The sequence below is a fragment of the Ruminococcus sp. genome (genome assembly GCF_024684275.1).
The window spans coordinates 36,206-56,341 of record NZ_JAIKXF010000133.1 but is presented as its reverse complement, the minus strand read 5'-3'; the positions used below and the strand labels follow the sequence as shown (position 1 = coordinate 56,341).

Genomic DNA, 20,136 nt, shown 5'->3' with positions numbered 1-20,136 from the left:
GAGCGGTAACGTGGCAAAGCTGAGATTTTCCGAAAAAAACGGCGAGGTATGCATACACTGCAAATTCGTGGGCAGTGAAATGCTCAATGAAGCCGAATATAATTACTTCATAGACAACCGTATAGACGGCTGGCTCGTACCGCGCTCCACAGCTGCCGACAAGCTTGAATTCACAGGGGCAAGGGGTATCCCCCTCATGCATCTGCTGAAAAGCGGCGTTGACACAAAAAAATATTTCAGAATAGTTTCAAATCTGCTGAATATACTCGAAGTAGCCGAAAGCTGCGGCTTTAATATGCAGAATATAGTCCTTGACCCTGATTTTATCACGGTCTCTCCCGAAAGCTGCGATATACATCTTTTTTATCTGCCGCTATGGTACAACGAGAGCTTCAACGACGGCATAGTGAACTGCCTGCGCAAAATATCCACCTATGCAAAATACGCAGACCAGAACACCTACGCTCACATAGACAGCTTCATGAATCATGTCATCGGTATGCGTGTTTTCAGCATACACCAGACTAAAGAGTATATCCGCGAGACCTGTCCTGAGATATTCGGTCAGTCATACGACCACAGACAGTTCAGCAGACCTGCTCAGCAGGAGCAGCCTGTCCGCACACCGAGAGTCATTCCTCCTGTTCAGCACAGCGGCGATACTCATCAGTTCAATATCCCCAAGCCCGTAAAGCCTCACGTATCCGCAGTACATAAGCCCGAGCCGAAGGTTCTTCCCTCTATAAATGAAGAGAAGCACCGTCCCCTCCCCGAGCTGATAAAGCAGAAAAGCCCCCACACAGAGGTGCGTTATCCCACCCTCACAAGGCGCTCTACGGGAGTTACCGTGAATATCAGCAAGCCTGTGTTCAGGATAGGCAAGGAGCGTGACCGCGTCGACTTCTGCGTCACCGAAAACAGGACAGTGAGCCGTGTCCACGCCACTATCTACACCCGTGACGGCTCATGCTTCATTGAGGACAACAACTCTACCAACAAGACATATATAAACGGTACGCCCCTGCTCCCCGAAAGGGAGATAAAGCTTAAAAGCGGCGACGTACTCACACTTTCAAACGAAGAATTCGATTTCACAGACGCATAATATGTGTCACAAGGGGAAATTATGGAATATATTGCAGCCTGTGATACCGATGTGGGTATCACCAAAAAAATAAATCAGGACAGCGTCTGCGTTAAAACTGCAAAAACAAGCACAGGCAGAGCAGCTCTGATACTTGTATGTGACGGCATGGGCGGTCTCTCACGGGGAGAGCTTGCAAGTGCCGAGGTAGTCCGCAGCTTTGCCGAATGGTTCGACAGAGAGCTGCCCTTTGAGCTGCCCGAATGGGACTGGCAGACTGCCGCACACAACGTAATAAGCAGGCTCCGCCGCCTCAACGCAAGGCTTGTTGACTACGGCAGACATGAGTGTATACAGCTGGGCACTACGGCTACAGGCATTATTGCCGTGGATTCCCATTTCATGACCTTCCACGTAGGTGATACACGGATATACAAGGTCTCGGATAAGCTGAGTCAGCTCACCGATGACCATACCTTTGTCAACCGCGAGGTCAAGCTGGGGAATATGACTCCCGAGGAGGCTCTCACCGATCCGCGCAGGAACGCTCTTGTTCAGTGTATAGGCGTTACCGGCGACGTTTTCCCCGAGGTAAAGCTGGGAGACCTTGAAAGCGGCGTGAACTACATGATATGCTCCGACGGATTCCGCCATGTGCTCGCAGAAAAGGAGCTTTTCGAGGAGCTTTCACCGAAAGCTCTCAAAACAAAAACGGATATGCAGAATAAGCTCCGACAGCTCATCGACACCGTCAAGGACAGGGAGGAGACCGACAATATCACCGCCGCACTGTTCCATCCCGAGCTGTAACGCAAAGGAGATACCTATGACTACTGGAGAAATACTGATTATTGCAGCTGCGGCTGCGGTATTCATCATAATAAACATCATAATGTGGAGCATTATCGCTAAAAAAGAGCGCAGAACCAATAAAAAAAGCTCTCCTGAGAGCAAAATGACAGCTGTGCAGCTTAACGAGGTTTCCGCGGCTGCTACCGCAGCAGGCTTTGAGCTTATGGAAAATACAGTATTAGTCCACACTGATGACATTATCGGCGATTAGACCCGAGCTCCCACGCAGGCTTCGGTTTAATATATTTTTGTACATGATATAGGAGGAAAATCAAAATGAAGATCGCATTCAAGGTAATGAGCATATTACTGCTCGTCTATTACGGCATCATCGCCATCATCGGAATACTCGGCATAGCAGGCGTAGGTGCCTCGACCACCGGAAAAACAGGCGGAGAGGCTGCTTTCGGCGGAGTAGCTATACTCATTCTGCTTCTTGCACTCATACCAACTGCAATAGCTCTGTTTATGGCTTTCTACGGCGTAAAGGAAAACTACGGTATGTGCTTCAAGCTGGCGGCTGTACTTATGGTGCTCAACATCATATCATTCATAGCCTCAGACAACAAGGGCTCTGCTATTGTCGGACTTGTATTCTCAATAGCATACTGCTTTATGGCAAAAAAGCTGGACAACGGCGCATATTAAGCTATATCTTATTATACACAGGGAGGAGCAGTATATGATAAACACAGAAGAATTAGGCTATAACCGAAATGTCAGAGCACAGGAATTCGCTCATAACCGAACACTTTACAACAGAGTACAGAGTATCCGCTCAAAGCTGATATACTTTTATGCAGCACCTCTCGCAGTATATCTGGTCGCTGCGATATTTATGGGCATCATCTCATATGTAGTTGCAGGTGCGCTTGATGCGTTGATAGTGATACCGCTTGCTGCTTATTTAGCGTGGAAGGGCTGCTACAGGTATCACGACTTTTCGCTTTTATCGCTTTTAGGCGTTCTGGTAATGAATCAGCTTCTGCTGATGTTCCTGAGTCCGTACGAGAACAAGCTGTTCTATGATTTCAATATCTTCGGCAAATCCTCGCTTATGCATCTGGTTTTGCTGGCAATAGTGGGCACAGCAGCAGTTATCAACCTGAAAATAAACATTACCTATCATAAGCTTGAAGAAGCCGACGGTTTTCCGCAGTTCAACGAGCGCTTTTTCGAGCAGGAAATGGACATCAGACAGTACGGTATAAAGAATCCCTATCAGCAGATGATAGACGACCGCAAAAAGACTGCCTCTGACTCAATGTCAGACGTTTCACTCCCTGCGGAAGCTCCTGAGGGCTATATCGGGGAGCACAAGCCGAGCAGCATGGACGAGCTGTGATGTCAATGTATATTTTACACAGAAATAAAGCAAAATTTCATCAAAACTAAGGCGGCTCAGTGCCGCCTTTTTTATTGACATGAAAGGCGTATAATGATATAATTGAATTGATGTACTGTCGAAGTACGACAATTGATATAAAAGGAGTAAATCAACATGAGCGGTAATATCAAAAGCTATGAAAGCCCATTCTGCACACGTTATGCAAGCGAGGAAATGCAGTATATTTTCTCTGCGGATAAAAAGTTCACTACATGGAGAAAGCTCTGGGTGGCTCTTGCAAGAGCCGAAATGAAGCTCGGTCTCCCTGTTACAGAGGCACAGGTGAAACAGCTTGAGGAGCATATCAACGATGTAGACTACGAAATGGCAGCAGAGCGCGAAAAGATAACACGCCACGATGTTATGGCTCACGTTTTCACATACGGACAGGCTTGTCCCGACGCCGCAGGCATCATACACCTGGGTGCTACATCATGCTATGTAGGCGACAACACAGACGTTATCATCATGCGCGACGCCCTCAAGGTAGTCCGCAGAAAGCTTCTCAACGTCATGAACAACCTTGCAAAGTTCGCAGACGAGTACAAGAACCTCCCCTGCCTTGCTTATACCCATTTACAGCCTGCTCAGCTCACAACTGTGGGCAAGAGAGCTACACTCTGGCTCAACGAGCTTCTCATGGATTTTGAGGACTTAGAGTACCGTATGTCCACATTAAAGCTTCTCGGCTCAAAGGGTACAACAGGCACACAGGCTTCATTCATGGAGCTTTTCGAGGGCGATACCGACAAGATAAAGCAGCTTGAAAAGATGATAGCCGAGGAAATGGGATTTGACGCTGTAGTTCCCGTATCGGGACAGACCTATTCACGCAAGGTGGATTCAAAGGTGCTTGAAGTCCTCAGCGACATTGCTCAGTCTGCAAGCAAGTTCTCAAACGATATGCGTATCCTTCAGTCATTCAAGGAAATGGAAGAGCCAAGAGAGAAGAAGCAGATAGGCTCATCTGCAATGGCTTACAAGCGCAATCCTATGCGCTGTGAGAGAATCACTTCTCTTGCACGTTACGTAATGATAGACAGCCTTAACCCTGCATTCACAGCAGGTACACAGTGGTTCGAGAGAACTCTCGATGACTCGGCAAACAAGCGTATCAGCGTTGCAGAGGCATTCCTCGGCGTTGACGCTATCCTCAACATCATGATGAACGTCACAAACGGTATCGTGGTATACCCGGAGATGATACGCCGCCGCGTTATGGCAGAGCTCCCATTCATGGCAAGCGAGAATATCATGATGGACGCTGTTAAGAAGGGCGGAAACCGTCAGGAGCTCCACGACCGTATCATGGACTATTCAATGGAAGCAGGCGCAAATGTAAAGGTTCGCGGTCTCGACAACAATCTCTGCGAACTTATCGAAGCCGATCCTATGTTTATGGTAACTAAGGAAGAGCTTGACGCTGTTCTCAAGCCCGAGAACTACACAGGAAGAAGCTCACAGCAGGTCGATGAGTTTCTTGCTGAATGCATCAATCCTATCCTTGAAGCCAACAAGGACATTCTCGGCGAAAGCTTTGAAATGAAAAACTAAGCAGCGTAACACTGTATCCTTGCCACCTGCAAATCGGCTATTTCACGCACTCTACGAAGCGTAGACTCCGCTTTATATCATAATTCTACGGCTCATGGGTGTACTTTTTCTCCGCCGCATGATACACTTTTCTCAGAAAGGAGGACACATGAATGGATCAGGTAAAGATCGGTAAATTCATCTCTCAGATGAGAAAAGAAAAAGGACTTACACAGAAACAGCTTGGCGAAGAACTTCTTATCAGTGATAAGACAGTTTCCAAGTGGGAGACAGGCAAAGGTATGCCCGAGGTGTCCCTTATGCTCCCTCTCTGTGAAAAGCTGGGTATCAACGTAAATGAGCTCCTCACGGGCGAGCGTATCCCCGACGAGGACTACAAGAAAAAAGCGGAGGAAAATATTATGAATATCATGCGTGAAAAAGAGGAAAGCATAAGAAAAATAATCATTTCGGCTATTTCAGCCGCTATCGCAGTACTTGCAAGCGTTACGATCATATTAGTGGCAGGCACACTGAAGATGGAAACGTGGCAGAGGATTCTGCTTATCGCAATAGCCGTGATCGTTATGGCAGGCGGTATCGCTGTTGCCTGCATGGCAGATCTGAGCGCAGGCACATATGAGTGCAGGCACTGCGGAACACGCTTCGTACCGTCTGCAAAGAGCTATGTTTTCGGCATTCATACTCTCACAAAGAGAAAGCTCACCTGCCCCAAGTGCGGCAAACGTTCATACTGCAAGCGCAGACTTACTCACTGAATTATCGGGCGGATAGTATCCGCCCCTACAGAATATAAGGAAACACAATGAAAAAAGAATATCTGGAAGCAGGCAAGATAGTCACTACCCACGGTATACGGGGTGAGGTGAAGATAATGCCTTATACCGACAGCCCCGACCTCCTTGCGGAGTTCGACAGACTGTTCATAGGAAAAAATCACGAGGAAGTGCTCATTGAGCGCTCCCGAGTATTCAAGAATACGGTAATCGCCAAGATAGAGGGGATCGACACTCCCGAGGCGGCTGAAAAGCTCCGCAACAAGGTGCTGTATATGCACCGTGACGACTTAGAGCTTGACGACGATACTTACTTCATACAGGATCTCATCGGTCTTGAAGTACGCGACGCCGATAATGACACCGTTTACGGCAAAATAGCCGACGTCATGCAGACAGGAGCCAACGACGTCTACGTCATAAAGGGCGATGATAAGGAATATCTCGTACCTGCTATCGCAGACGTTGTTATTTCCACTGATGTTGACGGCGGAGTAATGACTATCCGCCCTCTTGACGGGCTTTTCGACTGATATGAAAAAGAGCAATTTCCTTGCCCTGTCAGCGCTGTGCGCGGCTTTTGCAGCTGTGGCAGCATGGGTGCTGTCAGTTAGCGGCAGTCTTCCCGAAAGCTGGTTCAGACTGCCCAAATGGGGTATTTCAGCGGTGGGTATAGTTTTCCTGCTCATGCTGTTTATCCCCAATATAATATGGAGCAAAAAACAGCCGCAGAACTATGAGGAGTCCGCAAAACGCGAAAACAAGCTCCTCCTTGCACTTGAACGAGCAGGCGAGGCACTGGTATCGGTATTTGTGCTTATCGACAGAAGACTTGACAGCTTCTCACTCTCACCGAGACTGGGCTATCTTATACTCGCGCTCATACTGATGATACTCTATGAACTCTACTGGATAAAATATTTCCGAAGCAGCCGCACTCTTGCGGATATGTATTCGGATTACTGCGGCTTTCCGCTTGCAGGCGCTACACTGCCTGTATTTGCGGTATTTCTGCTGGGAGTTTACGCCTGCAATGTCTTTCTTACGGCGGCGTCAATAATACTTGGGATCGGACACATCGGCATACACCTTATGCATAAAAAAGAGATAGAAAAATAAAAAGAACAAAAGAAAATACGGCGTAAACACGCCAAAAAGGAGGCACTTACCATGAAAAGATTCTTAGGCATACTGTTTTTACTTGTCATCGCCGCAGCAGTAGTCTGCGCCTACTTCTTCCCCGGAATACCCTATAAATACAAGTGCACCAACGAATTGCAGACCACTGACAGTCTCTGGAATGATACTCCCGAAAACCTTCAGCCCATTTCAAGTGACACAGCCGATTACTCGAATTTTGGTCTGAAGCTCACTGCATGGGACGACATGAAGCCCGTCCGCACCGACAGCAAGGATTCGGCAATGTGGCAGAACGGCGACGAGATACATCGTATAAAAATTACTGAGGAGCACCTCAGCGAAAGCGAGGATTTTCTCGACAGAACGGGTATTTCCCACGAAGCTCTCGACAAGTATTGCAGAGCCGTGGAAAAGACAACTCCCGAAAGCGAGTATGAGTTCACAAAGCTGGTAACGTCGCTGAATATGGAGGATTTCGACATTCACAACTTCAAGAACTCAAAGACCTTCTATCTGCTGATGAAGTGCAAAAATGAATCCTATATCGACGAGGGAAATCCAATAAGATACTATTCCGTTGACGGAGTAGGCTTCCGCGGCTATCTCATCACCTCTCAGACTCCCGACGGATATATGGCAAATATCAACCTTTATCCCGAAAGAGACAAGCGCACAAAATATCTCATAAAGATTAGCGCTGAGGATTTCAACGAGATGTTCACAATAGCCAACAGTATCAAGCTTACATAAGAATATCCGAGACCGCTTCACGCGGTCTCAAATCATATAATTAAGGAGCAAAACAATGCATATTGAAATAGCCACACTGTTTCCCGAGATGTGCGAGGCTGTACTTGGCGAGAGCATTATTGGCAGAGCCCGCAAGGCAGGGAAAATAAGCCTTCACTGCCGCCAGATACGCGAGTATACACAGGATAAGCACCGCCGCGTAGACGATACTCCATACGGCGGCGGAATGGGCATGGTCATGCAGTGCGAGCCCATATATAACTGCTATAAGGCAGTCTGCGAGGAACTCGGCGAAAAGCCTCATACTATATATATGTCGCCAAAGGGCAGTATCTTTGACCAGCAGAAAGCCATTGAGCTCTCAAAAATGGACAATATCCTCATTCTCTGCGGACACTATGAGGGCGTTGACCAGCGCGTTATCGACAAAATCGTCGATGAGGAAATATCCATAGGCGATTATGTGCTCACAGGCGGCGAGCTCCCTGCAATGGTAGTTGCCGACACTGTTGCCCGTATGTGTGAGGGAGTCCTCTCCGACGAGGTATGCTTCACCGACGAGAGCATTTACAGCGGACTCCTTGAGTATCCTCAGTACACACGCCCCGAAATATGGGAGGGTGAAGCTGTTCCGCCCGTTCTCCTCACAGGACATCACAAAAATATCGAGACATGGCGCCGCGAGCAGAGCTTAAAGCTCACAGAGGAGCGCCGCCCTGACCTTTTAGAAAAATATAAAGGAAAAATTGGCTGACCAATTCTCCAACAATTTGTTCCACAAAAAAAGGCATTGTTCCACAAAGTGTTCCACACATAACTGGCTGTATAGACAAAAAAACATTCTCCCTTTAGAAAAAAATACCATAATATCATGTTGATAAATATGCACTTTCAACAATCACTATCAACATTTTTTTGTAGTGATAATAAACAAGCAAGTTGATAAAATTTCAGCCACATTTAATCTAAATGTAGAATTTAGCGGAAACATGACCTATAATCATAAAAATCCGTTGACTAAGCAAAAAATAGACTGTATAATAAAATCAGCAAGTGAAACAAATTTGCAAACGGCAACACAGTCCTTAAAAAGAATTAGAGGGGCTGTAACTTACGAGAATAGGAGAGTTGTTTATGTTTGTCAGAGAAGTAATGGTTAAGAATCAGGTTGGACTTCACGCAAGACCCGCAACCTTCTTTATTCAGAAGGCTAACGAGTTCAAGTCATCGATCTGGATCGAAAAGGAAGAGCGCAGAGTAAATGCAAAGAGTCTGCTTGGCATTCTTTCGCTCGGTATTGTTGGCGGTACAAATGTAAAGGTCATCGCTGACGGCGCTGATGAGAAGGCAGCAGTTGACGCTCTTATCGAGCTTGTTGACAGCGGTTTCAGCGAGGAAAACAGATAATCAGACACAAAACTCGGGGCGTTACCAAAAGTAACGCCCATTTATTTTTTTACAGCTCACAAGCCATATTTTCAGCAAATATCCCGTAACCCTTAGACGGATCCCCCACAAAAACATGAGTCACCGCACCTATGAGCTTGCCGTTCTGGATAATAGGACTGCCGCTCATTCCCTGAACTATGCCTCCTGCCGCGTCAATAAGCCTCTGGTCGGTTATGCGTATGACCATATTTTTCGAGCTTGTACCGCTGCTGTAGTCAACGCTGACTATCTCGGCGGAATATCTCTCGGGAGTATCCCCCGAAACCGTGGTGTATATCTCTGCTTCGCCCTCGGTTATCTCCTGACGGAAAGCCATTGGAAATTCTTCACAGTCCGCGGTCATCTCAGCAAGGACCTCATCATTGAGCCGCCCGTAGATACCGCTCGGCTTGTTCTGTTCAAGGGTGCCGAAGCTGTCTGACATGGCGAATTTTCCGCGAAGCTCTCCTGCCAAGCCCCTTGCGCCGCGCTTTACCTCAGTGATCTCAACAGGTACAGCCTCTCCGCTGTGAACAGGTACCATTCTGCCCGTATCGGAATCGCAGATAGGGTGACCAAGACCTGCAAAGCAGCCCGTTTCCGTATCAAAAAACGACATGGTACCTATGCCCGCAATGCTGTCGCGCACCCACATACCGCCTTTCCAGCCGCCGCTTCTGCACGAGAGAACAGGCTTGAGCTCCATATCTATATCCTCATCGCCGCGGCGCACCGAAAGCTCAATAGCTTTTCCGCCGGAATCAGCTATCAGCTGCTGCAGCCTGTCATTTGAGGTCAGTACCTCGCCGTTCACAAGGCGGATTATATCGCCCTTTCGCAAGCCTGCTTCCTCAGCAGGACAGGTCAGCGAACCGTTCTGCCCTTCAACACCGCCGAGTCCCGTGACCATGACGCCCTCCATGAGCAGCTTTATGCCAAAAGGACGCCCTCCCACGGCAAATACGGGAGCCTCCGCCCTGCGTACCTCCACATTTTTAACGGGAATTGCACCAAAAAGCGAAAATGTCACCTGCTGACCGTCTGAACAGGTATCTGCGGCAGGTACAGCCGACTCAGGCGCAGCCGAGCAGCTAAGCTGCGGAAAACCTGCGATTTTCAGGTCATCTACCGACGAAGCACTTATCACCGCAGGCAGCTGTGTCGAATAATAGCCTGCTGTTCCGAATAAACCAACAAAAGCTGCAAATAATAGAGTCGCAGCAGATTTTACGAATTTTCTTTTTAAAAACATTTTGTTATCCTTTCCTGTTCCTCAGGAACATATTGCTCCGCAAAACGGGAGCTGATTATATTATGCTTCGGCTGAGTGCTTTTTATATATGTGAATTCCACACAGCCGAAAACTGCTTAGGGAGTAAAAAATGAGCAAAAAAACCACAAAAAATCTGGCTGAAAGACGTTCTCCGCTGATGACAGCCTGCAAGAGCATCGCCTTGCTTCTGAGCTTATGGTTTTCGGGAGCTATGACCGCTCTTTCGGGAGCAGGGCTGATATACAACGGCGAAAGCTACGGCGCAGAGCTGAAAAATACGGGAATATTCCTGATAATATCATCTGTTCTCATGGTTTCGGGAGCATTTCTGTGCCTTTTCAGGAAAAAACTGCCGAATATACTGTCAATACTCCTTGCTGTATCCGGACTTGTGCTGTGTCTGGTCATGCTCAGCCGTCTCACAGACCATGCTGACCTCAGCGGCTGGACAGATAAGTATACATTGCTGCCCGTCAGCGATATGTATATGCGGAGAATTCTGCCAAGTATAGCGCCCTGTGTGCTTACGGCAGCCATAGCCGCAGTACAGCTGAAGCGCTGTAAAAAATGAATATTGTAGGGGCTGGCGTCCTCGACAGCCCGTTAAGGGACGCCCTCACTTGCAGGGCCCCCTAATCGGGTCCGTCCCCTCTGTCGCACAGCGACAAAGGGGACGGGCTTGTTAAGCTTGCCCCACACCCCACAAGGGCTGTCAGCCCTTGACCTGGCCAAAGGAACACAGTCCCTTTGGAATCCCGTTCATAGGCTCGGCAAATAATAATTATACAATTCCAAGGACGCGAAAGCCGTCCTTTTTTGCGTCCGACTGAAAACATCATGCAGCTAAACGTCATTTTCACCAATTTTCCGTGATTTCTCTTGCAAAAACTATTTTTTTGTGATACAATGTTATCAATATTACCGAAAGGAATTCTCAACCATGAATGTAAAATCCGAATTGCTCGCCTCTCTTGCAAGCGCAGAGGACGATTATATCTCGGGAGCTGCCCTTGCAGAAAAGCTGGGCGTGAGCCGCAACGCTGTATGGAAAGCCGTAAAAGCGCTTGAAACCGAGGGATTTTCTATCAGCTCCGTGACATCAAAGGGCTATAAACTCAACGACGACAACAACAGACTTTCGGCAGACCTTATCGCTCCGTTTCTAAAAACAAAGGAGCTGGGACGGAATCTCAGCGTATATGATACAGTAGAGTCAACTAATAATATCACCAAGGAACAGGATTCAAACAACGTTCCGAACGGTACTACATCAGTTGCCGACCGTCAGACCGCAGGCAGAGGACGTATCGGCAGAAACTTCGTTTCTCCTGCCGGCAAGGGACTTTACATGAGCACCCTTGTGCGCCCCGAGTTCAGCCTTGAATACGCCCCCATGATAACGGGTGCGGCAGCCTGCGCAGTCGCAGAGGCTGTAGAATACTGCTGCGGTCAGCCCGTTATGATAAAATGGGTCAATGACCTTTATATGAACGGCAAAAAGATATGCGGCATACTCACTGAGGCTTCTTTCGGACTCGAAATGCGCACCCTTGACTGCGCCGTTATCGGTATCGGAATAAATGTCCGCAGTATCGGCGACAGCTTCGATGAGGAGCTCCGCAAAAAAGCTACCTCCATTGAGGACGAAACAGGTGTCGCCGTAAACAGGAACAGACTATGCGCAGAGGTGCTCAACCGCCTTGAAATATATATGCATAAAATAGAGAACCGCAGCTTTCTTTCCGCATACAGAGAGCGCGAGCTTCTCACAGGAAATATAATAACCGCAAACGTGTGGAATAAGCAGATCATCGGCGAAGCTATGGGCATAGACGATAACGCCAACCTCATAGTTCAGCTTCAGTCGGGAGAGACTATCCATCTCAACTCGGGAGAGGCTAATCTTTGCAGGATAAAAAATGTTTAAAAGCGGTGCTTCCGCTTGAATATAATAAAATGTCAGGAGGTATGTCTGTATGAGATATACAATTATCGGTCAAACAGTACCGGCAGTAGAATGTGAGCTAAACGCAGGAGAATCAATGTTTACACAGTCAGGGGGAATGATCTGGCAGTCACAGGGCATCAAGATGAACACAAATGCCAGAGGCGGTATCGGAAGAAGCCTCGGAAGAATGTTCACAGGCGAATCCATATTCATGGCTAATTACACAGCAGAGATCCAGGGTGCCAAAGTAGCCTTCGGCGCTACAGTCCCGGGTTCTTTAGTTCCCGTAAATATATCCAACGGCGGTCTTATCTGCCAGAAGGGCGCATTTCTCTGCGCTGAGCAGACAGTAGACCTCAAGGCAGTTTTCACAAAGAAGATCCTTTCGGGACTCTTCGGCGGTGAGGGATTCATACTCCAGCAGCTCTTCGGAAGCGGTATGGCTTTCCTCGAGGTAGACGGCGATATGGTCGAAAGAACACTTGCTCCCGGTGAGATCCTCAAGGTGGATACAGGAAACGTCGTTGCATTCGAGCCAACAGTCCAGTATGAAATTGAGACTGTAAAGGGAATCGGAAACATCTTCCTCGGCGGCGAGGGACTTTTCCTCACAAAGCTTGTAGGTCCCGGAAAGGTAATACTCCAGACACAGAACTTCAACGACTTTGCAGGCAGGATACTTTCTCTCGGTGCAAAGAAGTAAATCATGAAGCACTGGCTCATCGCTGCCGCAGTTGCCGTAATATACCTGCTTTTCAGCGTATTTACGGGACTATGGGCAATATCATGGATAATATGGGTATTCTACGCAATATACAGGATAGCTGATTATATCAAGTCTCAACAGTAAGGTGAAGTGTATGTTTATATTCGGATTTCCCGTTGTGGGGCTGCAGTATATGGCAAACGGCGAGGCGCTTTTCCGCATGGCTGCCGAAAACAAAACTGTACCTGCATGGAACGGCGAAAAGTGGCGCTGCATATGCGGACAGGAAAACAGTACCAATTTCTGTCCCGAATGCGGAACCAAAGCTCCTGTAAAGCCGTGGAAATGCAGCTGCGGCAGGGACTGCACCACAAATTTCTGCCCCGACTGCGGCAAGAAAGCCAATAGCCTTTAACCATTGCTTGCAGGAGCTGATGTCTTCATCAGCCCGTAAATGCTCAAAAAACCAATTAATGCAGAGAAAGGTGCCCTCGCCGTTCCATGCAGCTGCCATTTGGTGTTGTCAAGAAAACGCCGAGGCGCCGTTCCCTGCAAATACAGGTAAAATTACAGCAAAGGCTTGACAAACGCTGTTTTTCATTGTATAATACAGTTATAAATCAAAAATGCTATGAAGGGAAACAAAGCTTGTATGAGTTTTCACAGAGAGCCGACGGCTGGTGAAAGTCGGCAGACAAATGCAGGTCATAACTCCTCCCCGAGCAGCCGTCCCAAAGGCGCAGACCGCGTCAAGTAGGCACGGACGGGCTCTCCCGTTACAGAGATATGCGTTGATCCGACGCAGATGAGTGGGTGTATTCTTACATCAAGAAGAGTGGTACCACGGAGTATATTGCAGCTTCGTCTCTTCCATGCCATGCATGGAGGAGATTTTTTATTACCCTCCTGCGAGGCAGAACGGATCGGAATGGAGGTTTTGACATGAATAACGTAAACAAGTACACAAGACAATTCTTTGAAGCACCGAAAACTGCCATGAAATGGACGGAAAGGTCCTATATCGACAAGGCGCCCCAATGGTGCAGCGTTGATCTCCGCGACGGAAATCAGGCTCTTATAATACCCATGAGTCTCGGTGAAAAGCTGGAATTTTTCCGCAGACTTGTGGATATAGGCTTCAAGGAGATAGAGATCGGCTTCCCTGCCGCTTCCGAGACAGAGTATGACTTCTGCCGCACTCTTATCGAGCAGGATCTCATTCCCGATGATGTGGCGATACAGGTCCTCACACAGTCAAGAGAGCACATCATCGAAAAAACATTTGAGGCGCTCAAGGGCTGCAAAAACGCCATAGTTCACCTTTATAACTCCACCTCTGTGGCTCAGCGCGAGCAGGTCTTCCGCAAGAGCAAGGATGAAATAATAGACATCGCCGTCAGCGGAGCAAAGCTCTGCAAGGAATACCGCGAAAAGTACGAGGGCAATTTCCGCTTTGAGTACTCACCCGAGAGCTTCACGGGTACAGAGCCCGAATTCGCGCTGGAGATATGCAACGCCGTTCTTGACGTGTGGCAGCCTGCTCCTGATGACAAGGTAATAATCAATCTCCCCGTAACAGTACAGCTCTCAATGCCTCACGTTTACGCAAATCAGATAGAGTATATGTGCGAAAATCTGAAATACCGCGAAAACGTCATAGTTTCCCTCCATCCCCACAACGACCGCGGCTGTGCGGTGGCTGATACGGAAATGGGACTTCTTGCAGGTGCAGACCGCGTCGAGGGGACTCTCTTCGGAAACGGTGAGCGCACAGGCAATGTTGACATCATCACCCTTGCTATGAATATGTATTCGCAGGGCGTTGATCCTCAGCTTGATCTCAGTGATATACCATCTCTCTCCGAGGCTTACTCACGTCTGACGCGAATGGGCATCTACGAGCGCCAGCCCTATTCGGGAAAGCTTGTATTTGCGGCATTCAGCGGCTCTCATCAGGACGCTATCGCAAAGGGTATGAAATGGCGCGAGAAACGCGGCGAAACTATCTGGAACGTACCCTATCTGCCCCTTGATCCTAAGGATATCGGCAGAGAATACGAATCCGACGTTATACGTATCAACAGCCAGTCAGGCAAGGGCGGTATCGGATACATACTTGAAACTCGCTTCGGCTACGACCTGCCTAAGAAAATGCGTGAGAGCGTGGGCTATCTCGTCAAGGGCATTTCGGACAAAAAGCACAAGGAGCTTCTCCCCGACGAGGTATACCAGATATTCAAGACCAACTATGTGGATATAACCTCACCTATCAGCATAACGGAAACTCACTTCGTACAGCGCAACGGTATCGAAGCAACTGTAAGCTTCGATTACAACGGCAGACGTGTGACTGTCACCGATATGGGTAACGGTCGTCTTGACGCCGTAAGCAACGCTATACGCTCATATACAGGCACAGACTACAGCCTAAACAGCTATACCGAACACGCCCTTGAAGTGGGTTCGGCTTCAAAGGCTGTCTCTTACGTTGAAATAGTTGCCAAGAACGGCAAAAGCTTCTGGGGTACGGGTATCGACAACGATATCATCACCTCATCGGTAAAGGCTCTTGTCAGCGCAGTAAATAATATGCTCAACAAGCAGTAATGATAAGGAAGTGTGGAAATATGGCAATGACAATGACTCAGAAGATACTTGCGGCTCATTCGGGCAGAGAATCGGTCAGTGCAGGGGAGCTTATCCTCGCAGACCTTGACCTCGTTCTCGGAAACGATATAACCTCTCCCGTCGCTATCAAGGAGTTCGCAAAGCTGGGCAAGGACAGCGTGTTTGACAGAAACAAGGTCACAATGGTCATGGATCACTTTGCACCAAACAAGGACATAAAGGCGGCAGAGCAGTGCAAAATGTGCCGCGATTTCTGCACAGAAAAGGAAATATCACACTTCTATGACGTGGGAGAAATGGGCATAGAACACGCCCTGCTCCCCGAAAAAGGTCTTGTTACCGCAGGAAATGTGGTCATAGGCGCCGATTCCCACACCTGCACCTACGGCGCTCTGGGAGCCTTCTCAACAGGCGTGGGCTCAACGGATATGGCTTGCGGAATGGCTACAGGCAAGGCGTGGTTCAAGGTGCCCGAGGCTGTCAGGATAGTTCTCACAGGAGAGCTCCGCAGATTCGTATCGGGCAAGGACGTTATACTCCATATTATCGGAGAGATAGGCGTTGACGGAGCTCTGTACAAGTCTATGGAGTTCACAGGCGAGGGACTTGCTTCTCTCACTATGGCTGACCGCCTCTGCATGGCAAATATGGCTATAGAGGCAGGCGCAAAGAACGGTATCTTCGAGGTGGACGACATTACCCTTGACTATATCCGCGCACACGGTGGCGCAGAGCCTGTTGTATACAAAGCTGACGAGGACGCAGACTACGACGAGGTCCTCACCATTGACCTTTCGGAGATAGAGCCTACAGTGGCTTTTCCGCATCTTCCCGAAAACGCACGTACCTTCGCTGAAATAGGCGACATAAAAATAGATCAGGCAGTAATTGGCTCATGCACCAACGGCAGACTTGAGGACCTTATTGCCGCCGCTGAGATAATGAAAGGGCGCAAAGCCGCAAAGCACGTCCGCGTTATCGTGATACCCGCAACTCAGCAGATATACCTTGACGCTATGGAAATGGGACTTATCCGCACCTTTATCGAGTTCGGCGCAGTAGTCTCCACACCTACCTGCGGACCATGCCTCGGCGGATATATGGGTATCCTTGCCGCAGGCGAAAGAGCTGTCACCACTACAAACCGCAACTTCGTGGGACGTATGGGACACCCCGAATCAGAAGTATATCTTGCAAGCCCTGCAACTGCGGCGGCAAGCGCTGTAACAGGCAGGATAACAAGCCCGTGGGAGGTAATGGAACTATGAAATACACAGGAAATGTCATAAAATACGGCGACAATATAGATACCGACGTAATTATCCCTGCACGTTACCTCAACACCAGTGACCACGCCGAGCTTGCAAGCCACTGCATGGAGGACCTCGACAAGACTTTTGTCAGCCGCGTAAAACAGGGCGACATAATAGTTGCAGGCGAGAATTTCGGCTGCGGCTCGTCCCGTGAACACGCTCCCATAGCTATAAAGGCAAGCGGAATCTCCGTTGTTATCGCCAAGAGCTTCGCCCGAATCTTCTACCGCAACGCTATCAATATCGGACTTGCTATCGTGGAATGTCCCGAAGCTGCCGAGAGTATCTCCGAGGGAGATAATGTGGAAGCTGACCTCGATAACGGAATTATCCGCGACCTCACAACAGGCAAGGAGTACAAAACAGCGCCTTTCCCCGAATTCGTACAGAAAATAATCGAAAACGGCGGACTAATGCAGGCTATCGCCAATGGCATGATATAATTGTAGGGGACGGCGTCCTCGACGTCCCGAATTGAGAATGTAGGGGCGGATATTATCCGCCCGAAAGGAAATTATATGGACTATATTGATATACTGAAAAACACGATAGATGATAATATGACATTGCCTGATATTGTAAATGCATTTGAAAAAATGTGTGAAGAACCAATAGATAATGATATGATATTATTTGAAACAGGAACATTTTCATTTACGGGCGAGCCGATGTTTTATTTCTCATTGGTAAGACAGTTCCCGAATGATGACGGCGAGTATTATCAGCTCCATGCGGATATAATGTTTAAGCCAAACGATGTGAACAAAGAGTTTTCAGATACTGTTTGGGATACGGATATCAACGGAAATATATTCGACCATATCCGCAGTTCAAAGGCATATGGATATGCCATGTCTGACAGATTTGAAAAAATAGATATCTATATGGACGAAACATAAAGCGTATTCCTCACTGTAGGGAACGGCTAAAGGCTAAAAAAAGGACGTTATTAATATGAAAATATCAGGTGCAAAAATCGTCGTAGAAACTCTCATCGAACAGGGCTGCGACACTATATTCGGCTACCCCGGAGGTCAGGTCATCGACCTCTTCGACGAGCTGTATATCGCCCGCGACCGCATAAAGCACATACTCACTGCCCACGAGCAGGGAGCTGCCCATGCTGCGGACGGCTATGCCCGTTCAACAGGCAAGGTGGGCGTTGTAATTGCAACCTCAGGTCCTGGGGCTACGAACCTTGTAACAGGCATAGCTGCGGCATATCTGGATTCAGTGCCAATGGTAGCTATCACAGGAAACGTTTCCTGTGACCAGATAGGACGTGACAGCTTTCAGGAGGTCGATATAGTCGGCGTGACCATGCCTATCACCAAGCATAATTTCATCGTAAAGGATATAAATGAGCTTGCGGACACCCTCCGCACAGCCTTCAAAATAGCCAAATCAGGCAGACAGGGACCTGTTCTCGTGGACATACCGAAGGACGTTCAGACAGCCCTCTGCGAGTATGAGTCCAATGCTCAGCCCATTATCCCTTATCCCCTGACCTTTGCTTCTGAAACTAAACTGAGAAAGGCAGCAGACCTTATAAACAGCAGTGAAAGACCATATATCTACTTTGGCGGCGGAGTCATCAGCGGCAAGGCTTCACAGCAGGTCACAACACTTGCTGATAAGATAGACGCGCCTATGGGCTGCTCGCTTATGGGACTTTCCGCAGTTCCCTGCGACCACCCAAGATTTCTCGGTATGCAGGGTATGCACGGACATTTTGCTTCAACTGTTGCCGAATATGAATCTGACCTCGTCATCGCTCTGGGAGTTCGTTTCAGCGACAGGTCAACAGGCGAAAACAGCCGATACTCAAAGAATTTCAGCATTATCCACATAGATATCGACGGTGCGGAGCTCAACAAGAATATCCCTGCCGACCTGTCCATACGGGGAGACCTCCGCGACTCAGTAGAGCGCCTTATTGCTATGGTCGAGGAGAAAAAGCGCCCCGACTGGGAGAAGCGTATATCTGAGCTGAGAACACAGGAAAAATCACGCACCGAGGAAGCACTTGCTTCTGCAAGGGAAAAAACAGCGGCAAAGGGCGGCTCGCCAAAGCTCAGCCCCTATGAGATAATCGACATCATCAGCGCCCGTGCAGGCGAGGACGTTATCATCGCTACAGACGTAGGTCAGCACCAGATGTGGACGGCTCAGCGCTATCCCCTGAGAAAGCCCCGTACACTGCTGACAAGCGGCGGTCTTGGAGCTATGGGCTACGGACTGGGTGCGGCTGTAGGAGCTTCAACTGCAACAGGAAAGCGTGTTGTACTATTTACAGGCGACGGCAGCTTCGGCATGAATTTAGGTGAGCTGGCAACTGCTGTATCACAGAATATCCCTGTAGTCATCGTCGTTATGAACAACGGTGTTCTTGGAATGGTTCGTCAGCAGCAAACTCTTTTCTACAATAAGCACTATTCAAATACCACTCTCGACCGCAAAACAGATTTTGCCAAAGCAGCAGAAGCCTTCGGCGCAAAAGGCGGTCACGCTTCAACGGCTGAGGAGCTTAAAAGACTGGCTGATGAAGCTTTTTCGGGAAATGTGCCATACGTTATAGACTGCGCAGTAGACTGCGACGAGCTTGTACTGCCGATGCTTCCGCAGGGCGGATCAGCAGACGATATAATCACAGCAATAAAGTGAGGTGACATTTATGGAACAGCAGTACGTAATAGGAGTTATAGTTGCCAATGTTTCGGGTGTTCTTTCACGAGTTTCGGGAATGTTCACACGCCGCGGCTTCAATATCGACAGCCTTACCGTTGGTGAGACCGAGTCCAGCGGCTTTTCACGAATAACCATTGCCTTTCACGGCGATGAGGATATGAAGGAGCGTATCTTACAGCAGCTCCAGAAGCTCCATGATGTCAGAGAAGTCGAAGTCCTCGACAACAAGGACACCGTTATCCGCGAGCTCCTTCTCATAAAGGTCAGAAACAAGGCTGAGATACGTCAGGACATCATGACCGCAGTCGAGATTTTCCGCTCAAAGATTGTAGACTACTCCCCTACATCTCTCACCTGCGAGCTCACGGGCGAGACCTCAAAAATAGACGCATTTATCGAGCTTTTAAAGCCCTTCGGCATAATGGAGATGTGCCGCACGGGTATCGTAGCTATCGAGCGCGGTGAGAACTGTCTTAAAACCGTCAAATGATTAGTGAGAATAAATCAGAGAGTAATGTAGGGGGCGAACAGTGTTCGCCCGTGTCGCGGCTTATGTTGTGTGTTTGCGGGCGCACAATGTGCACCCCTACTCTAATTTCTACTCACTAC

At 48.5% G+C, this 20,136-nt stretch carries 24 protein-coding genes and 1 other annotated feature; of the genes, 23 read left to right on the top strand and 1 reads right to left on the bottom strand.

All coding sequences use genetic code 11. The features are described from left to right. Positions 1-10: 10 nt before the first annotated feature. The 12 genes from K5677_RS14160 to K5677_RS14105 all read left to right on the top strand — a co-directional run bounded on the left by K5677_RS14160 (position 11) and on the right by K5677_RS14105 (position 8,950). Entirely contained in the window at positions 11-1,105 is a 1,095-nt protein-coding gene (locus K5677_RS14160; RefSeq protein WP_296729256.1) for an FHA domain-containing protein, read from the top strand. Between the two features lie 21 nt (positions 1,106-1,126). Further along, entirely contained in the window at positions 1,127-1,894 is a 768-nt protein-coding gene (locus K5677_RS14155; protein WP_296729253.1) for a serine/threonine-protein phosphatase, read from the top strand. 16 nt (positions 1,895-1,910) lie between these two features. Further along, entirely contained in the window at positions 1,911-2,147 is a 237-nt protein-coding gene (locus K5677_RS14150; RefSeq protein ID WP_296729252.1) for a hypothetical protein, read from the top strand. Between the two features lie 65 nt (positions 2,148-2,212). Then, positions 2,213-2,584 (top strand): hypothetical protein, encoded by a 372-nt coding sequence (locus K5677_RS14145; RefSeq protein ID WP_296729250.1) that lies wholly within the window; start codon positions 2,213-2,215, stop codon positions 2,582-2,584. 34 nt (positions 2,585-2,618) lie between these two features. Then, a complete protein-coding gene (locus K5677_RS14140) occupies positions 2,619-3,281 on the top strand; it encodes a hypothetical protein (RefSeq protein ID WP_296729249.1) in 663 nt (220 codons plus the stop codon). Positions 3,282-3,437: 156 nt separating this feature from the next. Further along, entirely contained in the window at positions 3,438-4,877 is a 1,440-nt protein-coding gene (gene purB, locus K5677_RS14135) for an adenylosuccinate lyase (RefSeq protein ID WP_296729246.1), read from the top strand. Positions 4,878-5,029: 152 nt separating this feature from the next. Beyond that, the gene (locus tag K5677_RS14130) at positions 5,030-5,635 is read left to right on the top strand and encodes a helix-turn-helix transcriptional regulator (protein ID WP_296729244.1); all 606 of its coding nucleotides are present in this window, start codon (positions 5,030-5,032) and stop codon (positions 5,633-5,635) included. 47 nt (positions 5,636-5,682) lie between these two features. Then, positions 5,683-6,186, top strand: coding sequence for a ribosome maturation factor RimM (gene rimM, locus K5677_RS14125; protein WP_296729241.1), 504 nt, complete (start codon positions 5,683-5,685; stop codon positions 6,184-6,186). A gap of 1 nt (position 6,187) precedes the next feature. After that, positions 6,188-6,772 (top strand): hypothetical protein, encoded by a 585-nt coding sequence (locus tag K5677_RS14120; RefSeq protein WP_366849518.1) that lies wholly within the window; start codon positions 6,188-6,190, stop codon positions 6,770-6,772. Positions 6,773-6,823: 51 nt separating this feature from the next. Further along, positions 6,824-7,543, top strand: coding sequence for a hypothetical protein (locus K5677_RS14115; RefSeq protein ID WP_296729239.1), 720 nt, complete (start codon positions 6,824-6,826; stop codon positions 7,541-7,543). 55 nt (positions 7,544-7,598) lie between these two features. Further along, positions 7,599-8,297 carry a tRNA (guanosine(37)-N1)-methyltransferase TrmD gene (trmD, locus tag K5677_RS14110; protein ID WP_296729236.1) on the top strand — a complete coding sequence of 233 codons (699 nt, stop codon included), beginning with the start codon at positions 7,599-7,601 and terminating at the stop codon, positions 8,295-8,297. A gap of 380 nt (positions 8,298-8,677) precedes the next feature. Further along, on the top strand, positions 8,678-8,950 hold the full coding sequence (locus K5677_RS14105) for an HPr family phosphocarrier protein (protein ID WP_019679940.1): 273 nt from the start codon (positions 8,678-8,680) through the stop codon (positions 8,948-8,950). Positions 8,951-8,999: 49 nt separating this feature from the next. On the opposite strand, the gene spoIVB is transcribed toward K5677_RS14105, so the two are convergent. Continuing rightward, positions 9,000-10,223: a SpoIVB peptidase gene (gene spoIVB / locus K5677_RS14100; RefSeq protein ID WP_296729234.1), complete on the bottom strand. Its 1,224-nt coding sequence runs from the start codon at positions 10,221-10,223 to the stop codon at positions 9,000-9,002. Between the two features lie 130 nt (positions 10,224-10,353). Here spoIVB and K5677_RS14095 point away from each other — a divergent pair, with 130 nt between their 5' ends. From K5677_RS14095 to ilvN, 11 genes are all read left to right on the top strand, one after another. Beyond that, entirely contained in the window at positions 10,354-10,815 is a 462-nt protein-coding gene (locus tag K5677_RS14095) for a hypothetical protein (RefSeq protein WP_296729231.1), read from the top strand. Positions 10,816-11,184: 369 nt separating this feature from the next. Beyond that, complete coding sequence (locus K5677_RS14090; RefSeq protein ID WP_296729230.1) at positions 11,185-12,171, top strand: biotin--[acetyl-CoA-carboxylase] ligase; 987 nt, start codon at positions 11,185-11,187, stop codon at positions 12,169-12,171. 49 nt (positions 12,172-12,220) lie between these two features. Beyond that, positions 12,221-12,895, top strand: a complete 675-nt coding sequence (locus K5677_RS14085; protein WP_296729227.1) for a TIGR00266 family protein — start codon at positions 12,221-12,223, stop codon at positions 12,893-12,895. A 3-nt stretch (positions 12,896-12,898) separates the two neighbouring features. Then, positions 12,899-13,042, top strand: coding sequence for a hypothetical protein (locus K5677_RS14080; RefSeq protein ID WP_296729226.1), 144 nt, complete (start codon positions 12,899-12,901; stop codon positions 13,040-13,042). A gap of 10 nt (positions 13,043-13,052) precedes the next feature. Continuing rightward, the gene (locus K5677_RS14075) at positions 13,053-13,313 is read left to right on the top strand and encodes a hypothetical protein (protein WP_296729224.1); all 261 of its coding nucleotides are present in this window, start codon (positions 13,053-13,055) and stop codon (positions 13,311-13,313) included. A gap of 207 nt (positions 13,314-13,520) precedes the next feature. Then, positions 13,521-13,770: a binding site (T-box leader), on the top strand. Positions 13,771-13,840: 70 nt separating this feature from the next. Beyond that, positions 13,841-15,505 carry a 2-isopropylmalate synthase gene (locus K5677_RS14070; RefSeq protein ID WP_296729222.1) on the top strand — a complete coding sequence of 555 codons (1,665 nt, stop codon included), beginning with the start codon at positions 13,841-13,843 and terminating at the stop codon, positions 15,503-15,505. 20 nt (positions 15,506-15,525) lie between these two features. Next, positions 15,526-16,794 carry a 3-isopropylmalate dehydratase large subunit gene (gene leuC / locus K5677_RS14065; RefSeq protein ID WP_296729220.1) on the top strand — a complete coding sequence of 423 codons (1,269 nt, stop codon included), beginning with the start codon at positions 15,526-15,528 and terminating at the stop codon, positions 16,792-16,794. Continuing rightward, positions 16,791-17,282 carry a 3-isopropylmalate dehydratase small subunit gene (leuD, locus tag K5677_RS14060; RefSeq protein ID WP_296729218.1) on the top strand — a complete coding sequence of 164 codons (492 nt, stop codon included), beginning with the start codon at positions 16,791-16,793 and terminating at the stop codon, positions 17,280-17,282. The genes leuC and leuD overlap by 4 nt, the downstream gene beginning before the upstream one ends. Positions 17,283-17,357: 75 nt before the next feature. Continuing rightward, on the top strand, positions 17,358-17,738 hold the full coding sequence (locus K5677_RS14055) for a hypothetical protein (protein WP_296729216.1): 381 nt from the start codon (positions 17,358-17,360) through the stop codon (positions 17,736-17,738). A gap of 55 nt (positions 17,739-17,793) precedes the next feature. Next, positions 17,794-19,503: a biosynthetic-type acetolactate synthase large subunit gene (gene ilvB / locus K5677_RS14050; protein WP_296729214.1), complete on the top strand. Its 1,710-nt coding sequence runs from the start codon at positions 17,794-17,796 to the stop codon at positions 19,501-19,503. A gap of 10 nt (positions 19,504-19,513) precedes the next feature. Further along, positions 19,514-20,017 carry an acetolactate synthase small subunit gene (ilvN, locus tag K5677_RS14045; RefSeq protein WP_296729212.1) on the top strand — a complete coding sequence of 168 codons (504 nt, stop codon included), beginning with the start codon at positions 19,514-19,516 and terminating at the stop codon, positions 20,015-20,017. Positions 20,018-20,136: the final 119 nt, after the last annotated feature.

Excerpts from the sequence above, each read along its gene's own strand:
- K5677_RS14120 (WP_366849518.1), top strand. The coding sequence starts at position 6,188 with ATGAAAAAGAGCAATTTCCTTGCCCTGTCAGCGCTGTGCGCGGCTTTT.
- K5677_RS14145 (WP_296729250.1), top strand. The coding sequence starts at position 2,213 with ATGAAGATCGCATTCAAGGTAATGAGCATATTACTGCTCGTCTATTAC.
- leuD (WP_296729218.1), top strand. The coding sequence starts at position 16,791 with ATGAAATACACAGGAAATGTCATAAAATACGGCGACAATATAGATACC.
- purB (WP_296729246.1), top strand. The coding sequence starts at position 3,438 with ATGAGCGGTAATATCAAAAGCTATGAAAGCCCATTCTGCACACGTTAT.
- K5677_RS14140 (WP_296729249.1), top strand. The coding sequence starts at position 2,619 with ATGATAAACACAGAAGAATTAGGCTATAACCGAAATGTCAGAGCACAG.
- leuC (WP_296729220.1), top strand. The coding sequence starts at position 15,526 with ATGGCAATGACAATGACTCAGAAGATACTTGCGGCTCATTCGGGCAGA.
- K5677_RS14055 (WP_296729216.1), top strand. The coding sequence starts at position 17,358 with ATGGACTATATTGATATACTGAAAAACACGATAGATGATAATATGACA.
- K5677_RS14070 (WP_296729222.1), top strand. The coding sequence starts at position 13,841 with ATGAATAACGTAAACAAGTACACAAGACAATTCTTTGAAGCACCGAAA.
- spoIVB (WP_296729234.1), bottom strand. The coding sequence starts at position 10,223 with ATGTTTTTAAAAAGAAAATTCGTAAAATCTGCTGCGACTCTATTATTT.
- K5677_RS14085 (WP_296729227.1), top strand. The coding sequence starts at position 12,221 with ATGAGATATACAATTATCGGTCAAACAGTACCGGCAGTAGAATGTGAG.
- K5677_RS14105 (WP_019679940.1), top strand. The coding sequence starts at position 8,678 with ATGTTTGTCAGAGAAGTAATGGTTAAGAATCAGGTTGGACTTCACGCA.
- K5677_RS14090 (WP_296729230.1), top strand. The coding sequence starts at position 11,185 with ATGAATGTAAAATCCGAATTGCTCGCCTCTCTTGCAAGCGCAGAGGAC.
- K5677_RS14130 (WP_296729244.1), top strand. The coding sequence starts at position 5,030 with ATGGATCAGGTAAAGATCGGTAAATTCATCTCTCAGATGAGAAAAGAA.
- K5677_RS14075 (WP_296729224.1), top strand. The coding sequence starts at position 13,053 with ATGTTTATATTCGGATTTCCCGTTGTGGGGCTGCAGTATATGGCAAAC.
- K5677_RS14150 (WP_296729252.1), top strand. The coding sequence starts at position 1,911 with ATGACTACTGGAGAAATACTGATTATTGCAGCTGCGGCTGCGGTATTC.
- K5677_RS14080 (WP_296729226.1), top strand. The coding sequence starts at position 12,899 with ATGAAGCACTGGCTCATCGCTGCCGCAGTTGCCGTAATATACCTGCTT.
- ilvB (WP_296729214.1), top strand. The coding sequence starts at position 17,794 with ATGAAAATATCAGGTGCAAAAATCGTCGTAGAAACTCTCATCGAACAG.
- K5677_RS14155 (WP_296729253.1), top strand. The coding sequence starts at position 1,127 with ATGGAATATATTGCAGCCTGTGATACCGATGTGGGTATCACCAAAAAA.
- ilvN (WP_296729212.1), top strand. The coding sequence starts at position 19,514 with ATGGAACAGCAGTACGTAATAGGAGTTATAGTTGCCAATGTTTCGGGT.
- trmD (WP_296729236.1), top strand. The coding sequence starts at position 7,599 with ATGCATATTGAAATAGCCACACTGTTTCCCGAGATGTGCGAGGCTGTA.
- K5677_RS14115 (WP_296729239.1), top strand. The coding sequence starts at position 6,824 with ATGAAAAGATTCTTAGGCATACTGTTTTTACTTGTCATCGCCGCAGCA.
- K5677_RS14095 (WP_296729231.1), top strand. The coding sequence starts at position 10,354 with ATGAGCAAAAAAACCACAAAAAATCTGGCTGAAAGACGTTCTCCGCTG.
- rimM (WP_296729241.1), top strand. The coding sequence starts at position 5,683 with ATGAAAAAAGAATATCTGGAAGCAGGCAAGATAGTCACTACCCACGGT.